The 14,987-nt window shown below is 60.9% G+C and carries 13 protein-coding genes and 1 tRNA gene; 9 read left to right on the top strand and 5 right to left on the bottom strand.

The features are described 5' to 3' along the window. Positions 1 to 67: 67 nt before the first annotated feature. Positions 68 to 1,000 carry a hypothetical protein gene (locus IY73_RS03765; protein WP_053961895.1) on the bottom strand — a complete coding sequence of 311 codons (933 nt, stop codon included), beginning with the start codon at positions 998 to 1,000 and terminating at the stop codon, positions 68 to 70. Between the two features lie 115 nt (positions 1,001 to 1,115). Between IY73_RS03765 and IY73_RS03760 the strand changes: the two genes are divergently transcribed. From IY73_RS03760 to IY73_RS03750, 3 genes are all read left to right on the top strand, one after another. Beyond that, positions 1,116 to 1,628: a GtrA family protein gene (locus IY73_RS03760; RefSeq protein WP_237023760.1), complete on the top strand. Its 513-nt coding sequence runs from the start codon at positions 1,116 to 1,118 to the stop codon at positions 1,626 to 1,628. Positions 1,629 to 1,800: 172 nt separating this feature from the next. Continuing rightward, positions 1,801 to 3,372: a polysaccharide pyruvyl transferase family protein gene (locus IY73_RS08745; RefSeq protein ID WP_053961894.1), complete on the top strand. Its 1,572-nt coding sequence runs from the start codon at positions 1,801 to 1,803 to the stop codon at positions 3,370 to 3,372. Between the two features lie 102 nt (positions 3,373 to 3,474). Continuing rightward, positions 3,475 to 5,238, top strand: coding sequence for a ferredoxin reductase domain-containing protein (locus IY73_RS03750; protein ID WP_053961893.1), 1,764 nt, complete (start codon positions 3,475 to 3,477; stop codon positions 5,236 to 5,238). 51 nt (positions 5,239 to 5,289) lie between these two features. Here IY73_RS03750 and glfT1 read toward each other — a convergent pair whose 3' ends face one another. The 4 genes from glfT1 to IY73_RS03730 all read right to left on the bottom strand — a co-directional run bounded on the left by glfT1 (position 5,290) and on the right by IY73_RS03730 (position 9,278). Further along, on the bottom strand, positions 5,290 to 6,219 hold the full coding sequence (glfT1, locus tag IY73_RS03745; RefSeq protein ID WP_053961892.1) for a galactofuranosyltransferase GlfT1: 930 nt from the start codon (positions 6,217 to 6,219) through the stop codon (positions 5,290 to 5,292). Position 6,220: 1 nt separating this feature from the next. Then, positions 6,221 to 7,126, bottom strand: a complete 906-nt coding sequence (wzt, locus tag IY73_RS03740; RefSeq protein WP_237025145.1) for a galactan export ABC transporter ATP-binding subunit Wzt/RfbE — start codon at positions 7,124 to 7,126, stop codon at positions 6,221 to 6,223. Between the two features lie 148 nt (positions 7,127 to 7,274). Continuing rightward, positions 7,275 to 8,153: a galactan export ABC transporter permease subunit Wzm/RfbD gene (gene wzm, locus IY73_RS03735; protein ID WP_237025144.1), complete on the bottom strand. Its 879-nt coding sequence runs from the start codon at positions 8,151 to 8,153 to the stop codon at positions 7,275 to 7,277. A 120-nt stretch (positions 8,154 to 8,273) separates the two neighbouring features. Beyond that, positions 8,274 to 9,278: an NAD(P)H-quinone oxidoreductase gene (locus IY73_RS03730; protein ID WP_053961891.1), complete on the bottom strand. Its 1,005-nt coding sequence runs from the start codon at positions 9,276 to 9,278 to the stop codon at positions 8,274 to 8,276. A 104-nt stretch (positions 9,279 to 9,382) separates the two neighbouring features. Here IY73_RS03730 and IY73_RS03725 point away from each other — a divergent pair, with 104 nt between their 5' ends. The 6 genes from IY73_RS03725 (at position 9,383) to IY73_RS03690 (ending at position 14,937) form a co-directional block, all read left to right on the top strand. Further along, positions 9,383 to 10,549 (top strand): GDSL-type esterase/lipase family protein, encoded by a 1,167-nt coding sequence (locus tag IY73_RS03725; RefSeq protein WP_053961890.1) that lies wholly within the window; start codon positions 9,383 to 9,385, stop codon positions 10,547 to 10,549. A 57-nt stretch (positions 10,550 to 10,606) separates the two neighbouring features. After that, positions 10,607 to 10,693: transfer RNA gene (locus tag IY73_RS03720), tRNA-Ser, on the top strand. Positions 10,694 to 10,828: 135 nt separating this feature from the next. Then, positions 10,829 to 11,926 carry a GDSL-type esterase/lipase family protein gene (locus IY73_RS03715; RefSeq protein ID WP_053961889.1) on the top strand — a complete coding sequence of 366 codons (1,098 nt, stop codon included), beginning with the start codon at positions 10,829 to 10,831 and terminating at the stop codon, positions 11,924 to 11,926. Positions 11,927 to 12,166: 240 nt separating this feature from the next. Continuing rightward, entirely contained in the window at positions 12,167 to 12,355 is a 189-nt protein-coding gene (locus IY73_RS03710) for a hypothetical protein (protein ID WP_053978855.1), read from the top strand. Positions 12,356 to 12,431: 76 nt separating this feature from the next. Next, entirely contained in the window at positions 12,432 to 13,148 is a 717-nt protein-coding gene (locus IY73_RS03705) for a hypothetical protein (RefSeq protein ID WP_148565043.1), read from the top strand. A 997-nt stretch (positions 13,149 to 14,145) separates the two neighbouring features. Beyond that, entirely contained in the window at positions 14,146 to 14,937 is a 792-nt protein-coding gene (locus tag IY73_RS03690) for a hypothetical protein (protein WP_053978853.1), read from the top strand. Positions 14,938 to 14,987 lie beyond the last annotated feature (50 nt).

Genomic DNA, 14,987 nt, shown 5'->3' with positions numbered 1-14,987 from the left:
TAGTGACCAACCCTAGTGAGCAAGTCTAGGGGCACGTCTTAGGGGGTAGACCTGGCGTTGCTGCTGCTTAGGGGCAACGGCCCGCGGGCACACTCCGCAGCTGATGCATCATCCACTGCGCTATCCGAGTGAGCAGCACCTGCGCCGATTCCTTCTTTCCGTCCTTCGCGCGCGCCGTTACCGACAGCGCCACGAAGCCGGGCCCGCCCACATCCAGGATCACCATCTGTCGCACGGTGGTAGCACCCTGCACTGTCACCCAACCGTTGCTTATTTGGGCCTGGTCGTAATTCGCAAAACCGAACTGTTGGTCCGGGTTTGCGGCGGCCATCGCGGAGCGGATGTACTCTGCCGCCGGCAGACACGCCAAACCGGCCGCAAACCGCACCTGGTTGGCGGGTAGCCACTCGCTGCGCAGCGGCTCAGTCTTCCGTACCTTCGTCGCAGAGTCCCCTGCCTGTCGCAGTGCCTGCATCGTCGCCTTCGCCGCCTGCTCGTCGGTACCTAAGGACGTCCACAGGCGGGCTGTCGCCCTCGCATCGTTGGCGTTCAGGGCGGTAATCAGGTCCCCACCCACGTCGCCGTTACCTCCCGACTTCTGAACTGCTGCAAGGGCAATGGGTACACGCAGTGTTTCCGCACCAGCCAAGTGGGGGGCAAAACCGAGCTCTAGGGGAGCAGTGCCATGCCGGGCGCCCACCGGCAGTAACGTCATACTGAGGCTGGCATCTGGATACTGGGAAATGAGGCGCTGCCACTGCTGCTGCAAAGCATTGGCCTGCTGGTCGCTAATAGTAGCGGGGCCTTGCCCCTTCGGAACTCCAGGTTTGGGGGGGTGGATGGCGGAGCTACTAGCCGTGCCTTCCGGCCCGGATGCACGCTCCTCCGCAGTGGGAATAGTACAGCCGGCTAACAGTGCTGCGGTGCACCCCAGGCTGAGGAGGGTACCGCTGATCCGGCTGGCGGTACGGCGGTGGGTGACGGGTTCACAGCGGCGCATAGTGGTCCTCGCTCTCCTAGGGACGCTAGGGTTCTTTCTATTTTAGGTCTAGAACTGGGCTTTTGTGCAGCGGGCCGAGTGGCGTGGGTGCATGTTTGGGTTTACTCTAGGGAACGTGCAGCAGTTTGAGCAGGATAATGGCCCCCTGGGTGCCGAGGATTTCATCGCCGAAGCCGATGAAGCCATGATGGCCGCAACGAACGTGACGGCTGTCCCGATGGAAGGGGCGGCCCGCGGCATCAGCCTAAAAACGCAGATCATCCGCTTTTTCATCACCGGATGTTTGTCGGCCGTGGTGGACTTTGGCCTGCTACTCCTACTCTCTCAGCTGGGCATGGATCCCACCATGGCGAAGGCTATCTCCTTCATCTGCGGCACCACCACCGCCTATATGATTAATCGCCGCTGGACCTTCCAAGCGGCCCACTCGAATAAGCGACTGTTGGCGGTGTGCCTGCTCTACGCCGTCACTTTCGGCTTGAACGTCGGTATTTTCCACGTGGTGTATGAGGCAGCACTGCCGCTGGGACACTTGTGGGCAAAGACGATCGGTTTCGTTATCGGCCAGGCGGTGGCGACCATTGTGAACTTCGTGGTGCAGCGCACGGTCATCTTCCGGGTTCGCTAACCTTGTTGCCTGCCGGCTAGCACCCGCGCCACCTTCACCTCCCGACCTGTCTGCCGGCGCACCCACTGTCGCATGTTCGACTGTCTCCCGCAGGGTAACAGCTTGGTTGCAATCCGCTGTGCTGCCGGGGGTTTCCACTGCACTCCAGGGCCGAGTTGGCTAGCCTGGAAGGGTGAGTGTTTCGTCCGTCCTCCGGCACCATCCCCGCCGCACTTGGCAGGCGGAGCGCCCTCGTATCTTTTACCTGGTTTCTCCCGCCGGCGTCCCTAACTGGGGTGACGAACTCATCGTCGCCACCTGGCTGCGCTACCTCGCCCGTACCCACCCCGATGCCACTGTCGTGGTGGACTGCCATAGCCCCGGCAAAGCGGCCGTGCTGCTGCGTGGCCTCCATCCCAACCTGGTGGTCACCAACACTCTGTGGGATCTGGTGGAGCGGGCCGGGCGGGAGGTTTTCCCGCAGGGGGACACCGCCGTCACCACAGATGAGGTCAACATTGACCAGTTGGCAAAACTGTGCGAGCTCACCAGCTCCTGGGTGCTGGATGGTGGGGCGCAGGCGGACCTAGCCTCCAACCTGGACCTGGTGGGCAATGCAGATGTGCTGCACGTGGTGGGTGGTGGCTACCTGAACGACATGTGGCCACACCATGCAGCGATTATCGCGGCAGTGGCGGCGGTGGCGGAGCGTGAGCGACCGGAAGGGGAGCCGCGGCCACTGTTTGTAGCCACCGGTGCTGGCCTGATGCCGCAGCGGCAGGGGACCATCTTGCCCTATGTGCTGCAGGCGGATGCGGTAACGGTACGCGATGCGGCAAGTGCGGCCGTGTTGCAGCGTGCGGTGGATAGTGTGGTGAAACTGGAGGCGGAGGGCACGCGCCGTTCCTACCAGCCGTTGCCGAGAGCGGAGTTCTCCCAGGTGGGGGACGATACATGGGTGGCTGTGGCCTTGGGGATTGTGGAGGAGGCCGAGCAGCGTCTGGAGGAGGCGCAGACTGCGGCGGCGCGTCGTCCGGTGTGGAAGCGGTGGTCAGAGAAACTGCAGTATGCGGGAAAGCTGGGGGTATCGGGCCATCCGGGGACGTCGGCTATACCGGGCCAAACGGGAGCGCTGGGTGAGCTAGCACAGCCGGGTGACCCAGCGCCAGGCGCCGTTATCACTTCGGACCTGCCGCTGCTGGAGTGGGGGTTTCAGCACCTGTCCTGTGCGGATACGCATGGCCGCTTCCCGTACCATCCGGTGCCGCATGGCCGGTCTACGGTGCTGTGTGTGCAGTCGGATTTGGTGGGGGATAAAGAGGCGCTGTGGGACTGGGTGCGAGAGACGCTGACGGAGTGGCAGGTGACGGGTCCAGAGCTGCTGGTGGTGGAGTGTATTCCCTATGGGGATTACGTCATTTGGCAGCAGGTAGTGCAGGAGTATTTTCCGGGGGCGGAGTTTGTGCCGTTTGCGCGGTTGTGGCGTGAGGGTCTGCCGGTGGGGGAGCAGGTGCGGTGGCTGTCCACCCGGTTCCACCCGCATTTGTTGGCAGCGGCTGCCGGCTGTGAGGGGGTGGCGGTGGATGCGCATGGGCTGGGCTACTATTCGGTGAAGCATGAGAGCGTGCAGGCGGCTGGGTCGTTGTGGCCAGTGGTGCATCCGGTGGGGTTACCGGTGCGTCCGCCCCACCACAGCTGCGACGTTTCACGCCGTGAAACAAGTGTTCGGCAGGCGTTGGAGCTTGCCGAAGCCATTTATCGTTAACACACCGGGCAGGCGTTACACCCTGTTCGCTGGGCACAGATCAGTGCCGTCACCAGCCCACTAATGCGCAGAACAAGGACCCAGGGGACTACCCTAAACACTATGACCTCTCCGCGCCCCACCGACGCCAACCCCATCGACGCCAGTTCCACCACCGAGCTCCGCCGTATGGCCGCACCGCGCAGACCGGAAGCCCACACCAGTGCCAGGCAGAAAATCGGCTACTTCGTCTCCGCTACCATCAAAGTGTTGAAGGCGAACTCCGGCATGCTCCTCTCGTGTGTGGCCGCTCTGCTGCTGGCGCTGCTGGCCTACGGCGACCAACTGGGCGAGGTGGAATTGCAGGCCGTCTACGACTTCCCTGCAGTGGTGCTGCAGATAGTGGGCCTGTGGTTGATGGTGACGGGTATTGGGGCGCTGGATGCGCTGCCGCGCGTCAATAAGTCCTTTAATGGCGCGGAGGGAATGCTGCGTTGGAATAAGATCGCCACGGTGCTGGGCCTGGCGGTGGAATGGTTGGCGTATGTGATACGTCGAGCTGCCTTGGGAAGCACCCATAATACAGTGGATAAGCATGTGTCGGACACGGTACTGCTAGTGGTGTTGGTACTGGTGACAGTGCTGGCACTACTGCGGTATGTGGGGCCGAATATGCGCCATGCGCCGCGGCGGGGGCCGGGGGCGTGGATTGCTCGTATCCCATTTGACGTAATCTACCCGGTGTTTAATGCTGCGACGGTGGCGCTGTGGGCCGTGTTGGCCTGGCAGATGTGGGAAACCTCGGTGCTCAACCAGTCTATGCCAGATAACAATGGAACGGGGGCTGCGGGAGCGGGGCTAGCCGGTACAAACAGTGTTCCCAGTGTGGCCGATGTGGCCGGTGCCGTGGGGCTGCCGTGTCTGTTGTCGGCCTACTGCCTGGTGATTATCGCCGCCGCGCTAGTAGTGCTGCGCGTCATGATCATCCAGCAGTTCCGCACGGATCGTCGGTACCCAGGCACAGTGGTGAAGCTAATGTACCCCAACCCGGATACCGTCATCGTCACTGTGGAGTTAGAGTCGCGTCTGCAGCGGGGCCGCCCGGTGGGCTACTGGTATACGGCCGGGCAGTATTCCTATCTGGGTGTACCAGGGCAGAAGGGTGGCCCGCACCCCTTCACTATGACGTCTATCCCCAATGTGGTGGGCCGTACTGGCCCTACTCAGCATGTGGGGGTGGGGTCGCGTATGCGGACGCAGGGTATGGCCTGGGATCGCCAGGTGGAGTACTGCATTAAGGCTGGCGGGAAGGGGTCTCGTTGGCTGGTGGATAACGTGTATGAGGGGATGCCGGTGACGGTGTCCACGCCACGTGGGGGCGCACACCCTGCCCATGGTGGGGTGCGGCAGTTGTGGGTGGCCGGCGGTATTGGCATTACCCCGTTTGTGGCATGGCTGCGGGATTTGAATCTGGCGGTAGGGGAGGAGTTCCCCGGCCATGTGACGTTGGTGTGGTCGTATCGGCCGTCAGAGAAGCCGGCGTATGTGAACCTGGTGCGCGAGTGCGCACAGGAGTGGGGATGGCTTACCTTGGTGGAGGTGGATACGGAGAGTGGGGAGCGGTTGACACCGCAGCAGGCTCACCGTATTGCGTTCCCCTTGGAGGGTGACGAGTCTCAGCCGCTGTTGGCGGGGATGCCGACGGCTGGGGCAGTGGCGTTGTCGGGTACGGAGGCGGTAGCCGGGGAGGCTGCCCCGCTGTATGGCGAGGACATCACTATCCACATGTGTGGGCCAACGGATTTGTGCGCCGACTACCACACGTATTTCTTGGAGCAGGGTGTGAGCCCGGATCGTATGCATGTGGATGCGTTCCACATGCGCTAGCGGGCGCTAGGCTGGCGGCTGCACTGCACACCCTTCCCTTGGTGGGCCGTCTTACGGCATGCGGTAGAGCTTTTCGGCTCGGCCGAGTTTGCGCAGCCGTCGCCACTCCCGGAAGCCGGCAAGGTCTCGCTGCTGCACTAGGAAGAACCAGGTGAAGCGGGCGTATTCCTGGAGGAGCAGGCTCCGTTTGCCGGGCATGGCCATGAGGAAGCCGCGGTTGCGGTAGGTGTAGTAGCGCTTGGCGGGGCTGTCCGGGTATTGGGCGTGCATCCGTCCACCCAGAATGGGTTTGAACTCGTCAGCCCCATTGGGGTGTAGGTAGGCGGTGGCCAGGCAGGTGCCGAATTTCAGGCCGCTGCGTTCCAGCCGCCGGTGCAGTTCCACTTCGTCACCACGCATGAAGAGCCGCAGGTCGGGGACACCAATGGTGTCCAGGCAGTGGGCACTGAAGAGGGCACCGTTCATGAGGGAGGCGATGCCAGGCAGCAGCATGTTCTGGTGCTGGGGGTCATCGTCGTCAAAGAGTTCATCACGGGTGCGCCGCCAGACGAGGCCGCGGCGCAAAGGAAAGGCGAGGGTGTCGGGGGCGTCAATGGTGCAGACGACGGGCGACACCTGGTCCAAGTGGTAGCGTTTAACGCAGTCGAGGAGGGTGCGGAGGACATCGGGTCCGTCGGGGTGGCCATCGTCGTCAGCGCACCAGACCCAGTCGGCGCCGAGGGCGAGGGCGTGCAGCATACCGAGGGCGAAACCGCCGGCTCCGCCGAGATTGTGCTGGGAGGGCAGGTAGGTGACGGCCATGCCGGCGCCGTTGTTGGCGGTAGCGCCGGCGTTCTCCAGCAGTGTTGCGACGGCTGGGTCGTTGCCGTTGTCGACGACGATGAGGTGGTCGAGGGGGCGGCTTTGGTGGGCGAGGATGTCCAGGGAGCGGCCGAGGACGTCCGTCCGGTTGTAGGTGACGACGACGCCGACAACCTGCATGCTATGCTCCTTCGCCCGGTTCGCCAGCGGCACCTGCATCAGTGCCAGCCGCCGCACTGTCATCATCACCCGGCTGCTCAATACCGTGTGGCACAATCAGTCGGCGCGAGTCGATACCGCGTTCCCGGTCCTCCCGCTCCATCTGGGCAATAATGTTGGCAACATGGTCGCCCGCCTCATTGCCTTCATAGGCGCGTACCACTTCCTCGACAGACCCTGCTAGCACAGCTTCGCCGTGGTCAATCCAGATGGCTTTATCGCACAGCTGCGCCAGGAATTCATTGGAGTGGCTGGCGAACACCAGTAGGCCGGAGCGCTGCACCATGTCCTTCAGGCGGTGGCGGGCTTTCCTCATAAACGCCGCGTCCACCGCGCCGAGACCTTCGTCCAGCAGCAGAATCTCGGGGTCGATGGAGGTGACGACACCTAGGGCGAGGCGGATGCGCATACCGCTGGAGTAGGTGCGTAGCGGCATGTCTAAGTATTCGCCCAGTTCGGTGAACTCGGCGATCTCTTCCATCTTTTCTTTCATCTGCTGGCGGGTCTGCCCGAGGAAGAGGCCGCGAATGATGATGTTTTCGTAGCCAGAGATTTCCGGATCCATGCCGATGCCCAGGTCGAAGACGGGGGCGACGCGTCCGTGGACTTCGGCGGAGCCGCGGGTGGGCTCGTAGATGCCGGAGAGGAGGCGCAGTAGCGTGGATTTTCCGGCGCCGTTGTGGCCAACTAGGCCTACCCGGTCGCCTTCCCGCAGGTGCAGGTTGATGTTTTTGAGGGCTTCTACGACAACGACGTTGCTGCTATTACGGCCGATGGCGCCGCCGGCGGCACCCAGGAAGGTTTGTTTGAGGGAGCGGGTGCGGGCGTCGAAGATAGGGAAGTCGACGCAGGCATCGTAGGTGTCGATAGAGACGTCGGTGGTGCGGGGGGCGGGCCGATGAAGACGGTCGGAGAGGCTGACGCGGGCGGCACGACGGGCGGCACGTTCGGCGGCGCGGGCGGCGGCTGCTTCGGCGCGGTTTTCTTTGTGGCTCATGGTGGTGCTGTCCCCTCTCTTATACCCAGTAGGACACGCGGCCGCGTGCCTTTTTCATGACGAGGAGCATCAGGCCCCAGCCTATGACGGTGAAGCCAATGACGATATACCAGTGGTAGGGGGCGACGTCGAGGCCCATCAGCGGGGAGCGCATGATCTCCATGTAGTGGTACAGCGGGTTAAGCTCGGCCAGCCGGGCGCGCTCCGACATGGTGTTGTTGGAGTAGAGAGTGCGGGTGGTCCACACGATGGGGGTCATGTAGAAGCACAGTTGCACGAGGGAGTCCACCAGCGGGGCGACGTCGCGGAAGCGGGTGGAGATGATGCCGAAGAACATGGCCACCCACACGCCATTGAGGAGGAAAAGGAGGAGTGCGGGGAGGAAAAGGAGCGCGTCCCAGCCCAGATGAGGGCGGAAGACGACCAACAAGATGAGGTAGATAATCATGTTGTGGGCCAGGAAGAGGGTTTGCCGCCAGACCAGCCGGTAGACGTGCACGCTGAGCGGTGCAGGTAGCTGCTTAATGAGGCCTTCGTTGGCAATGAAGACTTGGGCACCTTCCTGAATGCACCCGGCGATGAAGCCCCACAGGATGAGGCCGAGGGTGACGTGGGGGAGGAAATAGGAAAGTTCCTCTTTGAAGAGCAGGGAGTAGAGGAGGCCCAAGGCAACAGCCATCACGCCGGTGGCAATGGTGATCCAGAGGGGGCCGAGGGTGGAGCGACGGTAGCGTTGCTTGATGTCCTGCCAGCCCAGTTGGAGCCACAGTTGATCGGATTTCCAGCCGTCCTTCAGGTCGCCAAAGGCGCGTTTGAACGTGAAGGAGTCCGACTTGGGCGGTTCGCCTTCAAAGGTTTTCGCGAGAATACCGAGGCCGGTGTGGTCGTGATCGGGGATCACACCAGCAGTTCGTTCTACTTTGTGCACTCTTTGAGCCTACCTTCCTAGCAGGAAAAGTTAGGTACTGGACGCGTCACCAAACCACCTCGGGGGTGGGGAAATGGGGCGACGGTGTGGCTAGCGGCCTACACGCAGGACCGACTTCCCCAGGGTAGTGCGGTTTTGCACGTCGGTGAGGACGTCATGGGCGGAGCGGATGGGAACGCGGCGCTGGATGACGGGCCCAATGAGGCCTGTGGCGATGAGTGGCCACACATGCTGGGTGACATGCCGGATGACCTCTGCTTTGGAGCCGGGGCCGGTGGCGGGGCGGCTACGCATACTGGTGGTGATGATGGCGCCGCGTTTCCCCATGAGTTGTGGCATGAGGACACCCATATCCACCGGGTTGTCTAATTTTCCTTGCAGGGAGACTGTAACAATTCTGCCCCCGGGCGCAATGCACTCAATGTGTTGGGCCAAATGCGATGCGCCCATCAGGTCGAAGATGACGTTGGCGCCGCCGAGTGTGCGGAGCGACATGACGGGGTCTTCGTCACGATAGTTGAGGGCAACATCTGCACCCAAGTCCCAGCACAGGTTAACCCCTTGGTCGGTGCCGGCCATCGCGACCACTCCCGCGCCGAGGGCTTTGGCTAACTGAATAGCGAAGGATCCCATACCACCAGATCCGCCTTCAATGAGGACGGTGTTGCCGGGAGCCAGGCGGCCTTCCATGACGAGGGTGGACCAGGCGACGCAGGCAGCCTCCGGGAGTGCGGCAGCATCGACCAGGGCTATCCCCTGTGGGATGGGGAGAAGTTGCAGTGTGGGTGCGACCGCCAACTCGGCGTAGCCACCCCCGTTGAGGAGGGCACAGCATTCATCCCCCACCTGCCAGGGTGAGCCTTCTGGTTGGTCTGGCCCCAGGGCGACAATCCTGCCGGAGCATTCGATGCCGGGGTAGGGTGCGACGCCGGCGGGCGGCTGGTAGCGGCCTTGGGTCTGGGCGAGGTCCATGCGGTTGACAGCGACAGCTGCCACTTGCAGGAGGACTTCGCCGGGGCCGGGAACTGGGTCGGGGACGTGCCTCCAGGTGAGTGACCGGGGGCCGCGGCAGACGGGTAAGGCGTGCGCATACATGGTTCTTAATGTAGCCAACACGCTGCGTTTTCGGTGCTGCCCGAGCAGGGGTTTCCTTCTTTTGTCATACTGACCACGAACTCAACAGAATTGCGAGTACCACCATGCACAACAAGCTCTTCCGTTTCACGCGACGCACGGTCGTCGCGGGCGCCCTGGTGCTGACGGCCGCCCTCGGTCTGGGCACCATCGGCACCCTCACGGGTGTCTTTTCGGAAGACGACGGCATCGCCACCGCCCAGGCTGCCCTGCCGAATGTTGTTGTGCCCCCCGAATCCGTCACTCTCACCCCCAAGCACACGCCGGATGGTTCCGGCTCCACCTCCACCGGCGCCGGGCGTAGCCACGGTGGTACGTCCCGGGACTCGTCACCCTCCCCGCAGGACGGCAGCAGCGTACACCTATGGGATGCCCGCCAAGGGATGAACTTCGCCACCGGCACCAACGCTGCCAAGAAGAAGCCCAACCGCTACCGCTTCGGCTACCCAATGGTGGCGTTCGGGGATTCCACCATGGCGCTGGCCCCCACGGAGCGCCGCACCAACCCGTTCGGCTCCTGCAGCCACTACACCGGAACCTGGCCGCTGCAGGTGTCCGAGTCCCTGCACTTGCCGCTGGCGGACCTGTCCTGCTCCGGCGCCAAGACGGGGGCGTACTGGCAGAAGCAGCTGGATAAGTACCTGGGGCCGCGCACCCAACTGGTGGTGGTGAGCTACGGCTCGAATGACCTGCGGGTGGTATTCCAGCTGATCAGCGACAACGCACTACCCGGCACCGGCCCCCGTTTTGAGGGGAAGACCCGGCAAGAGGTGGAAGGGTCCCTGGTGAAAATCCTGCGGGATGTGCGTAAGCGTGCCCCCAACGCCATGATTCTGACCGTCGGTTACCTGCCGCTGGTGCAGGAGGCACAGTGCAAGAACCTGCCCAATATGACACGGTTGGAGACGGCGCGAGTGCGTCATCTGCGGGAGAACGCCGACATTGCGTTGACGAATTCCACCAACCGAGTGGCGACGTTAAGTAAACAAAAATGGGTAAACCAGGGCCTCCAGGTGGTGTCGCCGGGTATCTACAATGTGCCGTTCCGTAAAGTGTCTGGGCATGACTTGTGTGCCAAGACCTCGCAGCGTTTCATCCTCAATAAGGAAAAGAAGGGTGTACGCTACCACTACACCACCAAGGGTTTGAGCTACATTGCGGACCGAGTGTTGCGGAAGTACTGGTCGGAACAGCGGGTATGGCAGCGTCAGGTGCGTAATTTCGCCCACTAGGTTTTCAGGTGGCCGGGCCTTGCCGGTAACATGGAAAAGACGCCAGTGATGGCGCAAGGAAGTGTGGCAGAGCGGCCGAATGCACTCGCCTTGAAAGCGAGCGTCCGTTAGCGCGGACCAGGGGTTCAAATCCCTTCACTTCCGCCTTCGGGACACCCCAGGTGAGGCCGGATTCCGGATCGAGTCTGGGGTTTCCTTTTTACCTGCGCACCAGCCAGTGGCCAGTGTGCGGGGCGGAACAGAGTGCGAAGTTTGTTGTTCAAGAAGTTGGTGAGTTCCATGCAGCGTAAAGACCTATCTCGTACGCAGCGCGTGGGCATTGTGGCGGGAACCCTAGCCGCCACCGTCATCCTGGCTGTATCCCAGCTGGCGACGGGCGGACTATTTACTTCCCATGAGGAAGCAATTATCGCCTCCACCGAAAATCCGCAGGTCGCTACCCACAAGCCGTCACCCACCACACACAACAACAAGGAGCGTACCCCCGCCACCTCCATGGCGAAGAAGCAGCCCAAGAAGGTGGCAAAAACGAAGATCGCCACCCCCAGCAGCGAAATCGAACTGCCCATCCCCAACCCCTACCCGGACGGCTACCCAATGGTGGTGTTCGGGGACTCCACCATGTCCCTGGCACCCACCAAGAAGCAAGCAGAAAACCCGTTAAGCAAGTGCAAGCACTACGAGGGCGCCTGGCCACAACGCGTCTCTGCCAAACTGGGACTGCCCATGGCGGACCTCTCCTGTGCAGGCGCACGCTCTGGCCTCTACTGGAAACTCAACGCCAAAAAGTATGTGGGCCCCACCACCCGGCTGGTGCTGTTGAGCTACGGCTCCAACGACCTACATGTGCAGAACCAGCTGATCAGCGACAACGCCTTCCCCGGCACTGGCCCCTACCTGCCGCATGCAGAACAGAGCGCGGTGGAGCAGGACCTGGTTGACGTGCTGCAGGACATTCGTGCCCTGGCCCCCAAGGCCATGATCGTCACCGTCGGCTACCTGCCACTAGTGGAAGGTGTGGGTTGCAAGAACCTGCCCAACATGACGCCTCTGGAGATGGCACGAGTGGAGAATCTGCGGCGGGGAGCGGACGAATCCCTCTCCAACGCCACCACCCGGGCGGCCGACTACAGCACCGCAGTGATGCGCGACCGCGGCTTGGAGGTTGCCAGCAGTGGCGTGTTCAACGTGCCGTTCCGCGACGTCACCGGCCACACCCTCTGCGCCGCCGACCCCGAGCGGTTCATTCTCAACCACGAAGAGGTGGGTGCCCGCTACCACTACACCGTTCCTGGCCTGCAGTATGTGACCCAGGCGGTGGTGGAGCGCTACCAGTCGGAGGTTTCGCTGTGGGAGATGCAGTCCCGCAAACTGTAGCGGCCCCCGAAGGTTGCGGATTTCCCCATCGGTTGCAGCCCACGCATAGGTTGCCACCCTCCCATCGGTTGTAGCCCGCGCACACCTAGTTTCGTTTTCTTTCCCCGCAGGTGGGGGCGTATCTATGGCATTTGTGCGGGAATGTAGCTCCCCGTGTGCAGGTGGGCCATGCGGTAATTTCCTGGTACTTACCACAGCACCACAATGCGGTTCCTACCGCATCACCGAAGGACAGCACCCATGACTATGACTACCCGCAGTACTGCATCCCGCTATCTTGAACGCGTCATCTACGTGGTGGTATTCGCCGGCCTCATCCTCTGCCTGGTCGGATGCGATGGGCAGTCGGTGGGCTCAGAAAGAATCAGCTTGAGTTCTGCCGCAGCGGATCCTCCCGCACAGAGTTCATTCGCTTCAGCAGGCTTGTGATGAGCTTATCGAGATGGTGCCTCCGCGAAAGTAGCGCCCCTACGACAGTGCTGTGCGTGGTTTAATGCTGGGCGTAGTGCTCACTGTTGAAAGGTTCTCTCCGATGATGTCCTCGTTCTCACTGACTTCTCCAGGGAAGAAGCTCACAGCTGTTGCTTTTGTCTGCACTGTTCTTGGTGGACTAGCGGGATGTGACAACCAGTCAGTTCTTAACGACAACACGAGCGCCAGTTGGTCGAGCAGTAGTCAACGAAACCCTGACCACATTTATGCGAACCATACCGAGGGAGTTGAGCCGGATCAATCCTGGGATTCAGTAAAAACCGGTGAAGATGTTGATAGGAATCTGGCGATTTATCGGAAGTGGGGTTTGAAGCAAACCTCTGATTGGTTGGCGATTTGTAATCAGGTGAATGTGTCGGCGCTGCGGAAGGTGGGGTTTGACCCGCAGAAAGATCTACTCAATCGAGACGGGGGAGTGGGGAAGTACTCGTGTTATTGGTCGCACAACAAAGGGCAGATTCAGTTCTTCTTCAGCCAAGAAAAGTCACTGGATGAGGCGAATCATCGGGACGGATTTGAACTGCGGGGTGTAGTGAAACGTGACGGGCGGAGCTACTACATGGGGCATATCAAGTTCGTCGGTGAAGGAACATCATTACAGGGATTTGAGTGTTCTTTGAATTATGAGCATGACGGTGTGGCATATGCGGCAGCGATCACCGGCAAAGACCCCAAAAGCCACGACGAAGCCTGCAACGAGCTAATGAGTATCGTGACGAAAGTAGAGTAGGGGAAGTTCAGTGTTTGAGATGAATATAAGGGTCGATGATCTTCAATTGGCCTCAAAGAAGTTACAAAAGCTTGTTTCAGACATTGACATTACGAGTTACAACAAATGCTCGTTCCATGGCTTAAGCTCCCAACTTGTTTCTCTTCAGAGTATCTTCAATCAGATAAATGCTCTTGCTGACTCCAATCATGGACTGTTGAAAGTGATGACATGGCATGCCTCTGAGGGAGACTGTGTTTGGCAAGCACTCGCTAAACAATGTGAAACTCTGAACTATGTTGATGATGATTTCGGCGAGATTCTGGACCTTGTCTATGACAATATCTCGGGAAATCTGAAGCATGAACCGCACTATCAAAAGGGTATGCAAGACCTTGGTAAGGGTTTCGAGCTCAAGAATGGCGAGCATTATTTGACCTACGCTAGCCATGGGATCGAGATCGTAGAAGAGCCACTTGAGCAGGATGTTTCAGCACTTGCAGTTGGTTTTTCTAAATATGATCCATCGACGTTTTATGAGTGTGCAACGGCTTGGGTTGATGCCAGCAAGAATCTTTCTCATCTCGCCGATGGTATTAAGAAAATTGCTTCTGAAGTTGAGAATTCTGGATCGCAAGGCACGTTTACGAGTGCAGCAGGGGAAGGCATTCGCCGTTGGTCAGTCTCAATAGATCAGCTTTCACGAAGGACGCACGAAATCGGTAGTCGCCTAGATGCGTTTACGAGAAGCTACGCTGAGACCCGTACTCACCTAAATGCTATTGCCGATGAATCGGAACGTGCACAGACTAAAGCTGCAGCTGAACAGAAACCGTTTGATGGCTCTCGTTATAGTGAGGAAGCGAACGCTGTTCTGCGAAATCACTATAATCCTCAGCTGCATGAAGTAGATACGAGCAAGGTCGAGTTTCCAGTTCCACTTCGGGCGTTTAAGAGCGATTACGATCCGTCCACACCACCTCAACGATCTTTCATTCCCGCGAATTCTAATGGAGTAGTGGATGCTCCTTTCATCGCGGCCAGCCCGGCTGGTGCGAAGTCTGTTCTTGCCCAGCCGGTAGTCCCGCCCCCGGACACTACAGACATCCCCAAGGCCACCCCTGGAAAGGGCATGCCTCCAGCGGAGACCACACCGAATGCAGCCCATCCGTTGCCCCCCAGCCAAGGGAGCGGTGTCGGTTCAGTTAGTGGCCCCACCAGTATGGCCTCAGGTACCACTCCTYCCCCCGCGACCCCAGCAGGGACCACCACCGCCGGTGCCRCTGGATCTGCAGGACACCCCAGTGCCRGATACCTAGGCGGSTACCCCAGCCACTGGAACAACCCTCACCAAAGCCCCCACRAAAACCGCGAATCCCGACCACACACGAATCTTGTTGTCGGCGCCGGAGCTTTCGGCACTGGTCTTAGTACAGGCTCTTCGGATCGAGTTGTGCCCAAAGGTGGTGCGCTCAGGGCCATACCCGGTGCGGGTCAAACCCCAGGCACCGCCGGCACCAACCCCAACACCCCCACCAGTTCCAGCACGAAAGCCCCTGCCGGTTCAGGCTCCCCAGCTAAAKCCGGCACCRRCCCCAACACCCCCACCACCAGCACAGGCCGCCCCRGCACRTCCGGCATCCCCGGAACCCCCGGAACAGGAACAAGCCACAACACCACCAGCAAGACCACACCCCGCCGCCCCCGCCGCTCAGCACACAACACCGAACGCATCCTCCCCCAACCCGGCAACCTCCCCCACGGCCCCATCCGCCACCCCAACGACCCCCTCTACAACACCGGCCACTAACGACACCACCAACACACACCACTAACACACGCCACCAGGAAACACTGCTC

Source organism: Lawsonella clevelandensis (assembly GCF_001293125.1).
GTDB classification, from domain to species: domain Bacteria; phylum Actinomycetota; class Actinomycetes; order Mycobacteriales; family Mycobacteriaceae; genus Lawsonella; species Lawsonella clevelandensis.
Note: the sequence above shows the minus strand (reverse complement) of the source record. Positions and strands in the feature narration are given on the sequence as shown.